This window comes from Stenotrophomonas sp. CFBP8994 (assembly GCF_034044835.1).
In the GTDB taxonomy this organism is placed as follows: domain Bacteria; phylum Pseudomonadota; class Gammaproteobacteria; order Xanthomonadales; family Xanthomonadaceae; genus Stenotrophomonas; species Stenotrophomonas rhizophila_A.
Genome location: NZ_JAXCWT010000002.1, coordinates 450492 through 467162, shown reverse-complemented (window position 1 = coordinate 467162; position 16671 = coordinate 450492). Strand labels below are relative to the sequence as shown.

General features: G+C 67.2%; 16 protein-coding genes and 2 riboswitches. Of the genes, 7 read left to right on the top strand and 9 right to left on the bottom strand.

The window, feature by feature from the left end; all coding sequences use genetic code 11:
* Nucleotides 1-24 precede the first annotated feature (24 nt).
* Genes SOM39_RS06810 through SOM39_RS06800 form a run of 3 tightly spaced genes read left to right on the top strand, consistent with a single transcriptional unit; the run spans nt 25 to nt 2189 of the window.
* On the top strand, nt 25-585 hold the full coding sequence (locus SOM39_RS06810) for a Sua5/YciO/YrdC/YwlC family protein (protein WP_320457886.1): 561 nt from the start codon (nt 25-27) through the stop codon (nt 583-585).
* 50 nt (nt 586-635) lie between these two features.
* A complete protein-coding gene (locus tag SOM39_RS06805; protein WP_320457885.1) occupies nt 636-1436 on the top strand; it encodes a DUF4124 domain-containing protein in 801 nt (266 codons plus the stop codon).
* 33 nt (nt 1437-1469) lie between these two features.
* Nucleotides 1470-2189: a DUF4124 domain-containing protein gene (locus tag SOM39_RS06800; protein ID WP_320457884.1), complete on the top strand. Its 720-nt coding sequence runs from the start codon at nt 1470-1472 to the stop codon at nt 2187-2189.
* A gap of 24 nt (nt 2190-2213) precedes the next feature.
* Here SOM39_RS06800 and SOM39_RS06795 read toward each other — a convergent pair whose 3' ends face one another.
* Complete coding sequence (locus SOM39_RS06795) at nt 2214-2990, bottom strand: SDR family oxidoreductase (protein ID WP_320457883.1); 777 nt, start codon at nt 2988-2990, stop codon at nt 2214-2216.
* 122 nt (nt 2991-3112) lie between these two features.
* Here SOM39_RS06795 and SOM39_RS06790 point away from each other — a divergent pair, with 122 nt between their 5' ends.
* Complete coding sequence (locus tag SOM39_RS06790; protein WP_320457882.1) at nt 3113-3328, top strand: hypothetical protein; 216 nt, start codon at nt 3113-3115, stop codon at nt 3326-3328.
* Nucleotides 3329-3446: 118 nt separating this feature from the next.
* Here SOM39_RS06790 and sppA read toward each other — a convergent pair whose 3' ends face one another.
* The 4 genes from sppA to SOM39_RS06770 form a co-directional block, all read right to left on the bottom strand.
* Nucleotides 3447-5351, bottom strand: coding sequence for a signal peptide peptidase SppA (gene sppA, locus SOM39_RS06785; protein ID WP_068854181.1), 1905 nt, complete (start codon nt 5349-5351; stop codon nt 3447-3449).
* A gap of 85 nt (nt 5352-5436) precedes the next feature.
* Nucleotides 5437-6807: an MATE family efflux transporter gene (locus SOM39_RS06780; RefSeq protein WP_093534756.1), complete on the bottom strand. Its 1371-nt coding sequence runs from the start codon at nt 6805-6807 to the stop codon at nt 5437-5439.
* A gap of 71 nt (nt 6808-6878) precedes the next feature.
* Nucleotides 6879-7433, bottom strand: coding sequence for a DUF3106 domain-containing protein (locus SOM39_RS06775; protein WP_068854183.1), 555 nt, complete (start codon nt 7431-7433; stop codon nt 6879-6881).
* Complete coding sequence (locus SOM39_RS06770) at nt 7426-8427, bottom strand: hypothetical protein (protein WP_068854184.1); 1002 nt, start codon at nt 8425-8427, stop codon at nt 7426-7428. The genes SOM39_RS06775 and SOM39_RS06770 overlap by 8 nt, the downstream gene beginning before the upstream one ends.
* A gap of 437 nt (nt 8428-8864) precedes the next feature.
* Between SOM39_RS06770 and SOM39_RS06765 the strand changes: the two genes are divergently transcribed.
* Nucleotides 8865-11096 (top strand): primosomal protein N', encoded by a 2232-nt coding sequence (locus SOM39_RS06765; RefSeq protein ID WP_320457881.1) that lies wholly within the window; start codon nt 8865-8867, stop codon nt 11094-11096.
* Between the two features lie 40 nt (nt 11097-11136).
* Here the strand turns inward: SOM39_RS06765 and SOM39_RS06760 are convergent, their stop codons facing one another.
* Nucleotides 11137-11757 (bottom strand): glutathione S-transferase, encoded by a 621-nt coding sequence (locus SOM39_RS06760; RefSeq protein WP_320457880.1) that lies wholly within the window; start codon nt 11755-11757, stop codon nt 11137-11139.
* A 234-nt stretch (nt 11758-11991) separates the two neighbouring features.
* On the opposite strand from SOM39_RS06760, the gene SOM39_RS06755 reads away from it, so the two are divergent.
* Nucleotides 11992-13302, top strand: a complete 1311-nt coding sequence (locus tag SOM39_RS06755; protein WP_320457879.1) for an NAD(P)/FAD-dependent oxidoreductase — start codon at nt 11992-11994, stop codon at nt 13300-13302.
* Here the strand turns inward: SOM39_RS06755 and SOM39_RS06750 are convergent.
* Together SOM39_RS06750 and SOM39_RS06745 are read right to left on the bottom strand one after the other, a co-directional pair.
* Nucleotides 13275-13592: a hypothetical protein gene (locus tag SOM39_RS06750; protein WP_210131157.1), complete on the bottom strand. Its 318-nt coding sequence runs from the start codon at nt 13590-13592 to the stop codon at nt 13275-13277. The genes SOM39_RS06755 and SOM39_RS06750 overlap by 28 nt on opposite strands.
* Nucleotides 13589-13861, bottom strand: coding sequence for a GIY-YIG nuclease family protein (locus tag SOM39_RS06745; protein ID WP_095363055.1), 273 nt, complete (start codon nt 13859-13861; stop codon nt 13589-13591). The genes SOM39_RS06750 and SOM39_RS06745 overlap by 4 nt, the downstream gene beginning before the upstream one ends.
* 44 nt (nt 13862-13905) lie before the next feature.
* Nucleotides 13906-13988: riboswitch (glycine riboswitch) on the top strand.
* A 20-nt stretch (nt 13989-14008) separates the two neighbouring features.
* Nucleotides 14009-14099: riboswitch (glycine riboswitch) on the top strand.
* 82 nt (nt 14100-14181) lie between these two features.
* Between SOM39_RS06745 and SOM39_RS06740 the strand changes: the two genes are divergently transcribed.
* Nucleotides 14182-14799 (top strand): trimeric intracellular cation channel family protein, encoded by a 618-nt coding sequence (locus SOM39_RS06740; protein ID WP_068854189.1) that lies wholly within the window; start codon nt 14182-14184, stop codon nt 14797-14799.
* 471 nt (nt 14800-15270) lie between these two features.
* Here the strand turns inward: SOM39_RS06740 and SOM39_RS06735 are convergent, their stop codons facing one another.
* The gene (locus SOM39_RS06735; RefSeq protein WP_320458067.1) at nt 15271-16374 is read right to left on the bottom strand and encodes a reverse transcriptase family protein; all 1104 of its coding nucleotides are present in this window, start codon (nt 16372-16374) and stop codon (nt 15271-15273) included.
* Between the last annotated feature and the right edge of the window lie 297 nt (nt 16375-16671).

The window sequence follows — 16671 nt, the reverse complement described above, 5'->3', positions numbered from 1 at the left end:
CGGCGCACTGGAACGGTCGTCACCATGAATGAACTCACCGTCGACTCTGCCTCTCCCGCGCTGCGCGCCGGCGGCGTGATCGCCTACCCCACCGAAGCGGTGTGGGGACTGGGCTGCGACCCGGCCAACGAAGCGGCCGTGCTGAAGCTGCTGCAACTCAAGCAGCGGCCGGTCGAGAAGGGCATGATCCTGGTCGCTGCCGACCTGGCCCAGCTGCAAGGCTGGGTGCGGATCGACGCGCTGCCTGCCGAGCGCAGGGCCGAGGTACTGGCCAGCTGGCCCGGCGCCAATACCTGGATCCTGCCCGCCGGACCTCGCGCGCCACGATGGATCACAGGGGAACACACCGGCATTGCCGTGCGGGTCAGCGCCCACCCGCTGGTGGCGGCGCTGTGCCGCGCCTGGGGCGGGCCGCTGGTGTCCACCAGCGCCAACCTGGCCGGCCAGCCGCCGGCGCGCAGCCGTGCCGGACTGGACCCGAACCTGCTGCGCGACCTGGACGGGCTGGTCGACGGCGCCACCGGTGGCATGGACCAGCCCACCCCGATCCGCGACGCCCTCACCGGCCACGTCCTGCGCACCTGAGCCGCACGGCGTTCTTTGCGCCTGCACAGGCAAGGCCGCACACTGCGGCCATGCGCCCACACCCTGCCCTCCCGCTGTACCTGTTGCTGCTGTGCAGCGCCCCGCTGGCGGCGCAGGACAGCAGCGTGCGTGTCTACCGCTGCGTAGGAAGCAACGGGGCGGTATCGCTGCAGGACGCCCCTTGCCGCGACGGGCGCCAGGAAGTGCGCGAGATGCAGCGCCCGCGCGATCCGGCGCCGCGCGTGGTGCGCAGCGACCGTGACCCCGCCACGCCGGCACCGGCAGCACCCGAGCGCGAGGTGCGCTATGTGCAGGTACAGCCGCCGCAGCCGATGTACGAATGCATCCGCGACGACGGCAGCCGGTATACCAGCGAAACCAGCGAGGGCAATCCGCGCTGGGTGCCGGTGTGGACCAGCGCCTGGATCCCAGGACGCCGGCCCGGTGGCATCCACCCCGGCCCTGTCCCGGGACCGGGGCCGGGACCACGCCCATTGCCCCCGATCGCCCCGATGGGCAGCGGCTCGGTCAGCTCCAGTGGCGGCTCGCTGACCGTTTCCGGCGGCGGCTCACGGGTTGGCGGCAGCCTCTCCGTCGGCAGCGGCAGTACCCAGTGGCACAGCGAAGGGTCGGCGTACCCGGGCACCTACCAGGACGTGGTGGTTCCGGCCGGCAACGTGCTGGTGCGCGACCAGTGCCACCCGTTGCCCGCCAGCGAAGTGTGTTCGATCCTGCGTGACCGCCGCTGGGAGCTGGTGCGGCGCTACAACAGCGCGCTGCAGGGCGAGCGCGATGCGATCAGCCGCGAGCAGCGTGGCGTGGATGCGCGCCTTGACCGGGATTGCCGGTAGGGCGCGGCAACCGGCGCGTTGTATCCTGCGCCGATGAAACCGTATTGCCTCCTGTTGCTGCTGTGCGTGGCGTCGTCGGCGATGGCTGATGAGCCGATCGTGTTCCGCTGCACCGATGCAGACGACAACGTGACGGTGCAGGGCAAGCCCTGCCCGGCCGGCAGCCACCAGGTCATCCAGCGCATGAACGCCGCGCCATCGCGCGCGGAGGTGTCCGTGTCGACCCAGGCGACGCCCCCGCCGCCTGCCGCGCCAACGGTCCAGCCGTTGTCACCCGCAACGATGCCGCCGCAGGTACCCGGCAAGGCGCAGCCGATGGAGCGCGTGATTTCAGAGGCGTACGAAGTGCCACGGGGCACTGCGATCCTGGATAGTGCGAACCTGCCCAAGCCCGGCGACGAGCTGCCCGGCGACGGCCCGGCAAAACCGCCGCTGCCGGAGATCTACCAGTGCCAGGGCCAGGACGGCGGACGCTACCTGCACGAGCGTGAACCGGCACCGCCGACCTGCGTGCTGCTGTCGGTCACTGCGCTGGGCGGCAACACGCCGGTCAACGCCGCCAGCTGCGAAGTGGTCCGCGATACCTGCGAGCCGCTGGCTGAAGACCAGCGCTGCAATGCGTGGCAGCAGCGCTTCCGCGATGCGCGCGGGCGGGAACGCTTCGCCTCGCCCGGCACGGCAGCCGCCGCTGCCGCCGAGCGCGAGCGCCTGCAGGGCGTGCTGTCAGAAAGCAACTGCGCGGTACCCCGGTAGGTACCGACCGTTGGCCGGTACGCCTCAGAACCCGTAGCGCAGGAATCCGCCGTCCACGGCAATGCATTCGCCGGTGACATAGCTGGCCGCAGGCAGGCACAGGAACCCGACGGCGGCAGCTACTTCCTCAGGCTCGCCGATGCGCCGCATCGGTGTGCGGTCGATCACCTGTTCGTAGTAATCCGGGTCCGCCAGCGGGCCGGAGGTGCGGCGGGTGCGGATGTACCACGGCGCCACCGCGTTGACCCGGATGCCGTCTTCGGCCCACTCCACCGCCAGGTTGCGCGTCATCTGGTGCATCGCCGCCTTGGTCATCCCGTACACCGCGCCACTGCGCACATGGGTGAGCCCGGAGACACTGCCGACGTTGACGATGGCCGAGGCGGCGTGGCGGGCCAGCAACGGGTGCGCATAACGCGACAGTTCGAACGCCGAAAACAGGTTCGTCTCGAAGATGCCGCGCCACTCGTCTTCGGTGTATTCGGTGGCCGGCTTGGTGATGTTGCCGCCGGCGTTGTTGATCAGCAGGTGCAGTCCGTCGCTGTGGTCTTCCACCCAGTCCAGGATCTCGCGACGATCCTCGTCGTCGGAAACGTCGGCGGACAGGCCGTGGATCTCACGATCCGGATAGGCATCGGCCAGCTCATCGCGGGCCATTTCCAGCGCGTCGGCATCGCGGCCGACAATGAGCAGGTCCGCGCCAAACCCGAGCAGTTCGCGCGCGATCGCCAGGCCGATACCGGCGCTGGCACCGGTGATCAATGCGGTCTGTCCATCCAGTCGCCAACGATGCGAACTCACCTGCTTCTCCTGCCTTGGGGCACTGCAGGATAGCCCGCATGCCGGTGCGGCGCACCCCATCACACACGGGCCGGCAAAGCGGTGCGAAACTGCGCGTCCCTGGGTTCGCCTGCGAGGTTGCCATGTTGATCCGTATCGCCCTGCCGATGGCCGGCCTGCTTGCGCTGTGCGGCTGCAACCGCCCGGTGCCTCCGGCCCCGGACAAGCCACCCGAACCGCAGGCCACGGCACTTCGCGACGCCATGCAGCAACCGCTCGACAAGGCCAAGGCCGCACGCGAAACGCTGGAAAAAGCACCGGACACCAGCGCCGCCGATGAGGCCGAAGCGGGCCGGTAAGGAATGAAAAAACCCGGCCTTGGCCGGGTTTTTTGGTTGAAGCGCGTCACCACCAACGGTGGTGACCTACCGCGACAATCGCATCGGGTAGATCACGACCGTTGGTCGTGATCCGCCGTCAGAAACCGCAGAAGCAGTACGCCAGCGCCTTGACCGGGGCGCTGCCGCGCGGGTCGCGGGCGGCGTCTTCGACGAAGCGCAGCTGGGTGTCCACTTCCGGCATCGACCGGGCCAGCATCATCCGCGCCACGCCCGATTCGCCCAGCATCCAGGCACCGGCATGGCTGCCGGCGAAGCCGCTGAGGAACTGCGCGAACGGAGTGGCAGGCTTTTCGATGTAGCGCACGCGCACCTTGTCCGGGCCGCCCAGCTTGGCGCGGTTGGAGGCGTCGGCAATGGCCGCCTTGAGGCCGCCGAAGGCATCCACCAGGCCGCGTTCCTTGGCCTGCGCACCGCTCCACACGCGACCGCGGGCGACTTCGTCCACCGCTTCCACCGGCTTGCTGCGTGCATCGGCCACCTTGCCGGTGAAATCGGCGTAGCCCTTGTTGATCACCGACTGGATCACCTGGCCCACGGCCGGATCCATCGGGCGGGTGATGTCGAACGCACCGGCGAAGCGGGTGGTGCCCACGCCGTCGGTGTGCACGCCGATCTTGTCCAGCGAACGCGACAGGTTGGGGATCATGCCGAAGATGCCGATCGAACCGGTGATCGTCGACGGATCGGCGTAAATGCGGTCGGCATTCATGCTGATCCAGTAGCCGCCCGATGCCGCCAGGTCGCCCATCGATACCACCACCGGCTTGCCGGCCGCCTTCAGCGCCACCACCTCACGGCGGATCTGCTCCGAGGCGAACACTTCACCGCCGGGCGAATCCACGCGAAGCACCACGGCCTTCACGTTGTCGTCGTCGCGCGCTTCGCGCAACAGCGCCGAGGTCGACTCACCGCCCACGCGGCCGGCCGGCAGGTCGCCACCGGCGATCTCGCCGGACGCCACCACCACCGCCACCTGCGGTCGCGAATCCACCGGCGAACGACGGGTGTCGATCTGGGTCAGGTATTCGTCAAGGTTGATGCTGCGGAAGCCACCGTCGGCGTCTTCATCGGCCACGCCACGATCGGCCAGCAGGTCTTCGACTTCCTCGCGGGTCTTCAGGCCGTCCACCAGCTTCTGCTGCAGGGCGAACTTGGCCAGGTCGCCACCGGCAGCAGCGATGCCTTCGGGCATGGTGTCGATGCCGGCGGCCAGCTGCGCGGCGTCCAGCTTGCGCGCCGTGGCGATGTCGGCCAGGTAGCGCTGCCACACGTCGTTCATCCAGAACAGGTCGGCTTCCTTGGCCTGCGGCGACGCCGCGTCCAGCACGTACGGTTCGGCGGCGGACTTGTATTCGCCCACCTTGAACAGGTGCACGTCCACGCCCAGCTTGTCCTGCAGGCCGGTGCGGAAGTACTGGCGGTAACGACCGAGGCCTTCCAGCACCACCCCGCCCATCGGGTCGAGGTAGATCTCCTTGGCCTGCGCGGCCAGCAGGTACTGCCACTGGCTCATGTTGTCGCTGTAGGCCACGATGTCCTTGCCCGACGCGCGCAGTTCCTGCAGCGACGCGGCTACTTCACGCATCGAGGCAAAACCGCTCGGCTGCAGCTTGTCCAGCTGCAGGACCACGCGTTCGATCTTCTTGTCCTCGCGCGCCGCATCCAGCGCGCGCACCAGGTCGCGCAGCTGCACTTCCTCGGCGCTGTTGTCGCCAATGGCCTTTGCGAGCGCACGGCTGACCGGATCCGCACTGAACTGTTCGACCAGGCGGCCTTCCGGCGCGATCACCAGCGTGGTGCGGTCCTGCAGGGTGCGGCCGCTGCTGGCGCCCTTGCCCATCGCGAAGACGAACAGGACCAGGATCAGCAGCAACAGGCCGAAGAACAGCAGGTTGAGGATCAGCCTGCGGGTAAAGTTCATCACATCCCACAGCCCGATGAAGAAGCTGGCGACGGGATTGCGACGCACGGGTTGATTCATGGGGAAAACTCCAGTTGGCTTCTTGCCGTGGTACCAGCATAGCCCGTGCCGGACAGCCCGGCATCGGACACAAGTAAGGGGGCCATCAGGCCGTCAGGTTCAGGTCATTGCCGACACGACGGCTGCTCACGCGCAGCCGCCAGCCCATCAGGATCGCCGCTGCGGTCAGCCCCAGGATCAGGCCCAGCCACATGCCCTGCGGACCCATGCCCAGGCCCAGGCCGAGCCCGGCGCCGAGCGGCATGCCCAGCCCCCAGTAGGAGAACATGGCGATGAACATCGGCACGCGGGTGTCCTTCAGGCCGCGCAGCGCGCCGGCTGACAGCACCTGGATGCCATCCGGGAACTGGAACGCGGCCGCATACAGCAGCAGGGTGGAGGCCAGCGCGGCCACGCCCATGTCGGCGGTATACACCCCGACGATGGCGTCGTGCCCGAACAGCAGCACCAGCGCCGACAGCGTCTGCGTGCCCAGGATGATCAGCAGGCCGGCGATGGCAGCGCGCCGCACGCCCAGCCCGTTGCCACTGCCTACCGCATGGCCCACGCGCACGGTGGTGGCTTCGGCCACGCCCATCGGGATCATGAAGCACAGCTGGGCCACGTTGATGGCGATCTGGTGCGAGGCCGCCTCGGTGGCGCCCAGGCGACCGATCAGCAGGGCGGTAACGATGAACAGCCCGCCCTCCATCAGCACCGTGATGCCGATCGGCAGGCCGGTACGCAGCAGGTCCCAGATCGCCGCCCAGCGCGGCAGCTCCAGGTGCGAAAACAGTTCCAGGTGGGCAAAGCGCTTGGTTTTCCACAGGTAGCCGGCAAAGCACAGCGCCTGGATCCACATCATGGTGGCGGAGGCGATGCCCAGGCCTTCGGCGCCCATTTCCGGGAAACCCAGCTTGCCGTAACACAGCACGTAACCCAGCGGCGCCAGCACCAGCAGGCCGCCGAAGCCGAGCAGCATGGTCGGGAGCGTCCAGTGCATGCCTTCGCTGAGGTAACGCATGCAGAAGTAGAGGGTCAGCGCCGGGCCACCCCATCGCACCGCATGCAGGAACGCGGTCGCGCCCGGCACGATGTCCGGGGCGATGCCGAACGCGGGCAGCAACGGCGGCACCACCGTGAGGAAGGTGAACATGATCAGGCCCAGGCCCAGCGCCAGCCACAGCGCCTGGCGGAACAGCGGGCCGATCTCCCGCTCGCGGCCGGCGCCATGCAACTGCGACACCGAGGCGGTGAGTGAGATCAACGTGCCGATCGGGATCAGCATCGGCAGCCACAGCAGCGCCGTGCCGATGGTGACCGCCGCCAGCGTCTGGGTACCGTGATGCCCGGCGATGACGTTGTCGACGAAGGAAATCAGGCCAGTGGAGATGTGGCCAAGGACCAGCGGCAGCGCAAGCAGGCCGGTGGCGCGCACTTCCCGGGAGAGGCGCGGCGTTGCGGTAACGGTAGACATGGGATCACAGACGGCAACTACGGCAGCGCGCGGAGGGCACAGGCACCGGGTTGCGGCCGGTCATCTTACGCTCAACGCACTAGGTTTTCCTTCAACCAGGCATCGCGCGCGGCCGGCGCCAGCCCCAGGAACTGGTCACGTACCTGGTCGCGCTCCTGCGGCGGCGTGCGCTGGGCGATCAGCGTGAGCTGGGCCAGCTGGCCCTCGTTGAGCTGGCGCAGCGCGGCCAGGGCGGGTTCGCGCTGGTCAGCGGGCAGGTAGCCGAACAGACCCTGCAGCTTGGGGAAATGCTGGCCCAGCTGCGGGCCCAGCAGCCAGCCGTCGCGGAACCGCTGGTCCTGTTCGTCGAAGCGGGCCCGCAGCGCCTGCTGCTGTGCAGCGGGCATCGCGGCAATACGGCCGGCGGCCTCGCGGATACGGGCACGTTCGGATGCAGGCAATGCCTGCCATTGCGCATAGCGGCTGCGCAGTTCACGCAGCTGGGCCGGGTCCAGCGCGGCGGGGGTGGCGGGAATGGCGGGTGTGGTAACCGGCACAGGCGTGGCCGATGGCAGGGGCAGCGGCTGTGGCGCGGCATGCGCACCGGTCGCCAGGCCCATGGCGAGCAGCAGGATCGACTTATTCATCAGCGGCTGCCGTCTCCAGGCCGGCGGTGGCAGGTTCGGGGCGGCTGGGCTGCGGTTGCGACTCGTCCACCGGGACCGGCCCACCGGCGGCAGCCCACGCGTACAGGTCCGCATCGCGGGCGAGCATCAGGTCCGGGTCGGCCAGCATGGCCGCGTCACTGGCGGCGTGGGCCGGATCGGCCGGCGCCGTCACCGGCAGGTCTTCAGCCGCCAACGGTTCGACCCGCACCGGGTCGGCGGTGGACACCGCGCCGTCGGGCACGCTGGCCTCGGGGGCGAGCGCCGGGCTGCGGTGCTTCCACCACGCCGCACCGCCCAGCAACACGGCGATGGTGACCAGCAGGATCAGCAGGCCACGCCACAGCGGCCGGCGATTGTGACGGCGCACCGGCGTGCGCCGGGGCGCCGCATCGGCCGGGGCCGGCGCGCGCCATGAGGCCGGACCCTTGCCCGGCGCGGGGGCCGGCGCGGGCTGGTGCAGTTGCTGCAGCCTGCTGGCCGGCAGGTCACGCAGGCGCTGCTGCACCTGTTCGGCCAGGGCACGCCAGCCTGCCGCATCGGGGTGGCCCTGCGCATCGCGTGGGCAGGCCTGCGCCAGCGCCTGCTGGTAGTCGGCGACCGGCAGGTCCAGGATCTGCGCGGCGGCCGCCTCGTCCAGCCCGCCACCTACCCGCAGCAGCAGCGCCAGACGTGCCGGCGGCGCCAGGCTGGGCAGGTGCGCCAGGCCAGGGGCCCACTGGCCGCCAGGGGCCGGCATGCGGATCGGGGTGCGGTGGGCCAGCAGGATCCAGAACCGGTCCGGCCACTGTGCCATCGGCACATCGCTGGCGATGCCGGCGAAGGCGCGCATCACCGCCACCAGTGCCTGTTCGGCGACGGTCGGGTCGCCGCACTGCAGCTCGGCAACCACCAGGGCACGGCGTTCGACGCCTCGCAGGAATGCGGACAGGGCACCCGCTGCAGTAGAGGAAACAGGGGCGTTCACAGCCGTCATAGCAACTCCATCAAGTGCCGAAATGATAGCGAGTGCGCCCGCGCAGGGGGATGCCGATACGGGTCACGTGCGACTACCGCGGTGATGTAGATGGCTTGACAGCGGCGCAGGTTGTGCACAGCACCAACAAAATCGGCAGAAAACCGGCAGGTGAAGCCGGCGTCACCCATGTGTCAGCTGTGTTTCACAGCCATCTTATTGATTTACATACATTTAGTTGTGTGGCTATTTTTTGACCAACCCAAGCTTCACTGCGGAACTCCCTGACAAACAGCTCGGAGTTCGACACTCGCACACAGACTTATCCACAGAAGATGTGGATAAGACCGAATCTCCAATGGCCACGGATATTTAGCTCCTATTTAGGTTCCACGGCGCCATGCGGCGATCGGTTTCGTGCGCTGAACAGGGCCGGTTCGGGCCGCTACACTGGCGCGATGCTGCCCCCCGATCCAGCCCCCCTGCTGACCCTGGAAAGTGCCCCGGCGCCGCTGCCGGATGCCCCCTCCCTCCAAGTTGCCCTGCCCCTGCCGCTGCCGCAGTGGTTCGACTACGCGCCGCCGCCGGGAGCGCCGCCCGGGCCTGGCATGGTCGGTCGCCGGCTGCGGGTGCCGTTCGGCTCGCGCGAGCTGGTGGGCGTGGTGGCCGGGATCGGTACGGTGACCGACGGCAACGCGCTGCGCGCTGCCGTGGAATGGCTGGACCCGGCGCCGCTGCTGGGCGGCGAGCTGTGGACCTCGCTGCAGTGGCTGGCACGCTATACCCATGCGCCGCTGGGCGAGGTGGTCAGCACCGCCCTGCCCGCGCCATTGCGCCGTGGTGAGCCGGTGCCCGACACCCATCGCTGGGGCTGGCAGCTCACTGCCGAAGGACTCGAACACCGCGCCAAGCTGCGGGCCGGCACCCGTCCGCACCGCCTGGCCGAACAGCTGGCCGGCGGCAGCGTGGACGAGGACCTGCTCGACGAGGCGATGGACGACTGGCGCAGCGCGGCGCGCTCGCTGGCCAAGCGCGGCCTGGTCGAGCGCATCGCGCTGGAGCACGCCCCGGCGCTGCCGGCCCTGCGGCCGGGGCCGACCCCAAATGCAGAGCAGGCCAACGCCATCGCCGCGATCACCGCCCACGCGCGGTTCGGCGCGTTCCTGCTCGACGGGGTGACCGGCAGCGGCAAGACCGAGGTGTACCTGCAGGCCATCGTGGACTGCCTGGCCCGCGGCCGGCAGGCGCTGGTGCTGGTGCCCGAGATCGGGCTGACCCCGCAGACGCTCGCGCGCTTCCGCAGCCGCCTGGGCATTGCGGTGCACGTGCTGCATTCGGGCCTGAACGACAACGAGCGCGCACGGGTCTGGGCGGCCGCCGCGCGCGGCGAGGCACAGGTGATCGTGGGCACGCGCTCGGCGGTGTTCACCCCGTTGCCCAACGCCGGGCTGATCGTGGTCGATGAAGAGCACGACGGCAGCTACAAGCAACAGGACGGCATTCGATACCACGCGCGCGATTTCGCGCTGGTGCGGGCCAAGGCGCTGGATGTGCCGGTGGTACTGGGCAGCGCCACGCCGTCGCTGGAATCACTGCACAACGCCCATGCCGGCCGCTACACCCATCTGCGCCTGAAACAGCGCGCAGGCGAGGCGCGCCCGCCGCGGGTGCGGGTGCTGGACGTGCGCAAGCGCCCGTTGAAGGACGGCCTTTCGGCCGAGGTGATGGAAGGCATCGGCCAGCACCTGGCGGCCGGCCACCAGGTGCTGGTGTTCAAGAACCGCCGCGGTTACGCGCCGGTGCTGCTGTGCCACGACTGCGGCTGGACCGCGCCCTGCAAACGCTGCGATGCGCCGATGACCGTGCACGCCGGCGGCCGCCGGCTGCAATGCCACCACTGCGGCGCGCGCCAGCCGGCGCCACTGGCCTGCCCCGACTGCGCCAGCCTGGCGCTGCAGCCACAGGGCATCGGCACCGAGCGGCTGGAAGAACGCCTGGTGGAAGCCTTCGCCGATTTCCCGGTGATCCGCATCGACCGCGGCACCACCAACCGGCGCGACGCGCTGGAGACCCAACTTGCCACGCTGGGCGACCGCGCCGGCATCCTGGTCGGCACGCAGATCCTGGCCAAGGGCCACGACCTGCCCAAGCTGACCCTGGTGGTGGTGGTGGGCATTGACGAGGGACTGTTCTCCGCCGATTTCCGCGCCAGCGAGAAACTGGCCCAGCAGCTGATCCAGGTGGCCGGGCGCGCGGGACGCGCCAGCGACGCCGGCGAGGTCTGGCTGCAGACCCATCACCCCGGGCACCCGTTGCTGGAAACGCTGGTCAACGGCGGCTACCACGCCTTCGCCGACGCCGAGCTGCAGCAGCGTGAAGCGGCCGGCTTCCCGCCGTTCGCGCACCTGGCGCTGATGCGCGCCGAGGCGCAGCAGGTGGAGCACGCCAACGCCATGCTGATGGCAGTGCGCGAGCTGATCGCGCATGAGTGCCACGTGGAACGCTTCGGCCCGATGCCGGCGCCGATGCCGCGCCGCGCCGGTTACCAGCGCACGCAGCTGCTGCTGTCGGCCCCGGCGCGGCGGCCGCTGCATGCGCTGCTGGATCAGATCATGCCGCTAGTTTACGGCTTGCCGCAGGCGCGCAAGGTGCGCTGGTCATTGGACGTAGATCCCACCGACCTGTATTGACAGCGTGCGGACCAACGGTCCGCACCTACCGTCCGTTACCTCACGTCAACGGCGTCATGACCGCTTTGACATACGCCGGGCGCTGCTGGAGGCGCTGGTACCACGCTTCCAGGTGCGGCAACGACGGCCGCTGGATCGGCAGCTCGAACCACGCATAGACCAGCGCGCCCAACGGAATGTCGCCCATCGCGAACTGCTCGCCGGACAACCAAGGTTGCTGCGCCAGGGTGGCATCGGCCATGCCCAGCAACTCGCCGGCACGGGTGATCGCGGCATTGATGCGGACCTCGTCGCGGTCGGCCGGGGCGGTGCGCATGATCCCCCAGATCAGGTCGGTGTACAGCGGCGCCATGCGCGAGGTGCTCCAGTCCATCCACTTCTCGGCCTGCGCGCGCGCCATCGCATCTTCCGGGTACAGCGTGCCCAGCGCGTAGCGCGCGCTCAGATAACGCACGATGGTGTTGGATTCCCACAGCGGCAGGCCGTGGTCTTCGATCACCGGCACCAGGCCGTTGGGGTTCATGCCCACGTATTCCGGCGACTGGGTGCCACCGAAGGGGCCGCCCACTTCGATGGATTCGTACGGCAGGCCGATTTCCTCCGCGCACCACAGCACTTTGCGCACGTTGCTGGAATTGCGGCGGCCCCAGATCTTCAGCATGTTGGTGTTCCCGGTTGTCGATATGCGCCGATACGATACGCCGATCAACGCGCCGGTGTTGCCGCGTCTTCTTTCGGAAATGCGCGCACGCAGGTGGACTTTCCAGGCAAGGGTCGAATCGGCCGCCGGCAGGCGCGACGGCTGCTGAACCCAGTATCTGCCATCCACGTGAATATCGCGCATCACGTGCGAACATGCAGTGCTTCGCTTCGACCCCCGCCAAGGAGTCATTGCATGACCCGCGATTCCCTGCCCCACCTGGTCATCATCGGTGGCGGCTTCGCCGGCCTCTGGGCCACCCGCGCGCTGGCCAGCGCGCGCATCCGCATCACCCTGGTGGACCGTCGCAACCACCATCTGTTCCAGCCGCTGCTTTACCAGGTCGCCACCGCCGGCCTGTCCGCACCCGACATCGCCGCGCCGCTGCGCCACATCCTGGGCGAACAGCGCAATGTTGAAGTGCGGCTGGGCGAGGTGACCTCGATTGACAAGGCCAGCCGCCAGATCACGCTGGCCGACGGCAGCCAGCTCGGCTACGACACCCTGATGCTGTGCACCGGCGCCACCCACGCCTATTTCGGGCACGACGAGTGGGCCGCCGACGCGCCAGGCCTGAAGACCCTGGACGATGCCATCGCACTGCGCCGCAAACTGCTGCTGGCCTTCGAACGCGCCGAGGCCGAGCCGGATCCGGCACGCAAAGCGGCGTGGCTGAGCTTCGCGGTGGTCGGCGGTGGCCCCACCGGGGTGGAACTGGCCGGCACGTTGGCCGAGATCGCGCGGCACACGCTACGCAACGAGTTCCGCCATATCGATCCGGCCAGCGCCAAGGTGCGGCTGGTCGAAGCCGGGCCGCGGGTGCTGTCCAGCTTCCCCGAGGTGCTGTCGCTGAAAGCGCGGCGCCAGCTGGAGAAGCTCGGGGTGGAAGTGCTGACCGGTACGGCGGTGAGCCACATCGACGGCGAGGGCTTCCAGCTCGGTGAGCAGTTCATTGCCGCGCGCACCGTGGTGTGGGCCGCGGGCGTGGCCGCTTCGCCGCTGGCGCGGACGCTGGAGGTGCCGTTGGACCGCGCCGGACGCGTGCCGGTGCAGCCCGACCTGACCCTGGACGGGCACCCGGAGATCTTCGTCGCCGGTGACCTGGCCGCGCTGCAGCAGGCCGATGGACGGCCGGTGCCGGGCGTTGCCCCGGCCGCCAAGCAGATGGGCAAGCATGTGGCCGCGACAATTCGTGCGCGGCTGGACGGCAAGCCGTCACCCGGGCCGTTCAAGTACCAGGACTTCGGCAACCTGGCCACGATCGGGCGCATGGCCGCCATCGTGCACCTGGGCCGGCTGCAGTTGTCGGGCGTGCTGGCGTGGTGGTTCTGGCTGGCCGCGCACGTGTTCTTCCTGATCGGGTTCCGCAACCGGATTGTGGTGCTGCTCAACTGGGCGGTGGCGTATTGGAGCTACCAGCGCAGCGCGCGGATCATCTTCGGTGATGACCGCGAGGACCGGCGGCCAAAGTCGTCCGATCAGGGATCGTTGCCAGGGGCGAGGTGAACATCCCAGGTGCACAGGTAGTCCGGATCGCTGATGGTCAGCGCCATTGAGCGCAGCGTGTAGTCGCCCGGTGCTGCCGGGGTGTAGTGGTCCAGCGTGGGCGGCAGGAACACTTCCTCGCCGTCCATTGCACTGGCCAGTACCACGCCTTCTTCGTCATTGATGCGCAGCACTTGCCCGGCCATCTGGCGGTGCTCCAGGGCGTTGCCCTGGGCGTCAAGGTAGGTCATGCCGGCGAGCACGGTCTTGCCGATCATTGCGCGCGCTTTGGCCGGGTCGATTCCGGTCATGTTTCGGCACTCCGTTGCTGCAGCCAGGCCAGCTTGCGTGCGCGCGGCTGGCGCTTGAGCTCGCATTCGGCCTTGGAAGCTGCCGAGCGGTCGGGGTAGGCGCGCATCGCCAGCAGCTTCACTGGTGGATTGGCGCGGGTGTAGCGCGCGCCTTTGCCGCACAGGTGTGCCTGGAAGCGGGCGTCCACGTCGTTGCTGATGCCGGCGTAATAGCTGCCGTTGCGGCATTCCAGCAGATAGACATACCAGGGGGCGGGTTCAGCGGGCATACCGGGATTATCCACCGGCAGGGGCGCGCTGGCTGCTAGAATCCGCCCCGGATGCAGGAGAGAGGCGCCGCGCTGGCGCCCGCCGAAGGCGCAGGCTCCCATAATCGCTCAGGCCGGTGGCTCGATACGCCACCAACCATGCATCCAACACGCCGATCTGGAGAGAGGTCTTCAATGACCCGCCGAAGGGGCACGTGGCCTGGCCACTGAACTCTCAGGCAAAAGGACAGCGGGAGCGGCAACGGAATCCCACCCACGACAGTGCTGCGGCGCTGGCGCGTGCGCGTTTCCGTCCCCGCCTGCCCCTCCGGAGCCGTTGCATGCTGCTGTCCATCATCTACCTCATCGCCATTTCCGCCGAAGCCATGACCGGCGCGCTGTCTGCCGGCCGGCGGCGGATGGACCTGTTCGGCGTGGTCATCATCGCCTGCGTCACCGCGCTGGGCGGCGGTTCGCTGCGCGATATCGTGCTGGGCCACTACCCGCTGGGCTGGGTCAAGCACCCCGAGTACCTGGGCTTCACCATATGCGCGGCACTGATCGCCACCTGGGTGGCGCGCTGGATGCACCACTTCCGCCGCACCTTCCTGGTGCTCGATGGCCTGGGCCTGATCTGCTTCACCCTGATCGGGTGCGCGGTGGCGCGCGACGGCGGCCACGCGGTGCCGATCGTGCTCATCGCCGGCATGCTTACCGGCGCCTTCGGCGGCGTGCTGCGCGACGTGCTGTGCAACGAGGTGCCGCTGATCTTCCAGAAGGAGCTGTACGCGGTGATCACCCTGCTTACCGGCGCGGCATGGCTGGGCCTGCTCGAACTGGGTGTGTCGCTCAACGCCGCCACGCTGTGGTGCCTGGGCGGCGGCTTCGCCTTCCGCCTGCTGGCGATCCATTTCAAGTGGGAAATGCCGAAGTTCGTGTACCGCGACGAGGTTCATTGAGGGATTGACTGGGGGGTCCCGCGTCCACCCGGTCCTTATTGACTGATCTTTTCGAGCGCGAACTCGACGGCCCCGTTCGGCTTGCAATCATGCCGCGGGTGAAGTGCGGATCTGCGTCCTGTTGCACAAGTGAAACGGCCTTGTCTGAGTGCTCCAGGGCCGGCTCGATCATTCGTCAGCGCATGAGCGTGTACGCGTATTGTTCAACTAGAAAACATTTCTCCGCATCTTCGAGAACTGCCATCTAATACTAGAGACAGGCTTCGTCGTAGTTTCCTGGAAAGCTACTCGATTCGGGGGCGCCCGGAAGGCTTGGATTAAACGATCAGAGACCTTCGCCTCCGAACTGGCTGTGAATTCAGCATAACGTCTCTTGACCCAATTGACGTCATCGTCGGCTGGCTCGTCCCTTCCTTCTGTAACCTCGTATTGCTCAATGCAATGGTTGTAGAACTCGGCACTAAGGTGCCATCAGAAAATATCAGCATGAAGGCTCTCGAACTCTGCCTCACCCCCGCGACGAAGCTCAAGCTCGTCGATCATGCTGTAGAGCTCTCGGTGGGAACTCATGGCTGAGCGAAGCTCCATCATACAGCGGCGACCAAACGCGGGCTCGACCGAGTGAGCAAAAAGAATCTTCCCTACAATGTGATTTAAGTAACCGAGGGGCTTCACAGAATGCCTTACAGCCATATGGCTAAGCAGACCGTGCCTCCCAATATGGTAGAGGCACAAGGACAGATCATCCTTGTATTGACGCGTAAGCCTTGGAACATTGTCATTCACGACAAGACCCGTGACAATTTTTCTCGAACCTGGACCGTAGACGCGAGTTTTCGTGTGGTTAACCCGGTAGCCCGCCAACGTCACGACCCGCGCGACGCGAGAAAGTATGCGCTCGCAATCAACCTTGGTGACCTCGCCCAGACTAATGACGATATCGTCGGCATAGCGGGAATATTCACCCCCATATTCCTCCGCAATCTTCTCGATCTCACGATCCTGCGGAGCAAAGGCTAAGTTTGCCAGCATTCCGCTTGATGGAGCTCCTTGGGGAAGGTGGCCGAGATCCCGAATGTCGGCATGTGGCGCCGCTGCTACCCTAGCCGTATTTGTCCAGCGCCATTTATACTCCCTGGGCCTGAGCGTCCCGTTTGCCCGAGCAGGCGCAACCCGAGTGCACATCCTGGCCAATTCAAAGCTGAGTAGACTGGGATACCCCAAGTCCTTAAAGACATGATACACCTGCCGCTCGGAAACAGACTCAAAGAAGTCCTTAATATCAAGTTTCACCATCCACTTCGCGCCGACATGCCGCTTAGCATTACTGATGATAGAGCATCCGGGAGCATACGCTGAAGACGCAGAACTCAGTCTTGCCAGCGCACCAGGCGACAGGAGAATTTTATCGTGAATCCACCGCTGCGCACGCATCAAGATACTGTGCGGAGCACAGATCAGCCTGTTCCCGCCGCTACGCTTCCGGATTTGAAAGATTTGATACGGGTGGCTTTCGCGTCTCACGACGCTTCGTAAGATGCGCCACGGACAGTTTGTCAGTTTTGCAAGATGCATCAAACTGAAAACAACCGGAACCCTTGCTTCGCGCATTTTAGAAAGCGCGGCCAGCAACTTACCAGAGTACTCAGAGCGAAAACCGCTCCGAACTGCTTCGCTTTTCAAGCTGTGAGGGGATGGCCCAAGCATTACTTTGATCCGCGACCACGCGCTAGCGGGGTTGGTTCGCTTCTCAGAGGTATAGGCGCTTCTTACGAAGCTCTGAGAAGTGAACGAACTTCGATAAAGACTAGAAGGTATCCAGGCTCAAGGACTCCCTGAGCCCTGCCGCTCGAACTGGCAGGTATGAGTGTA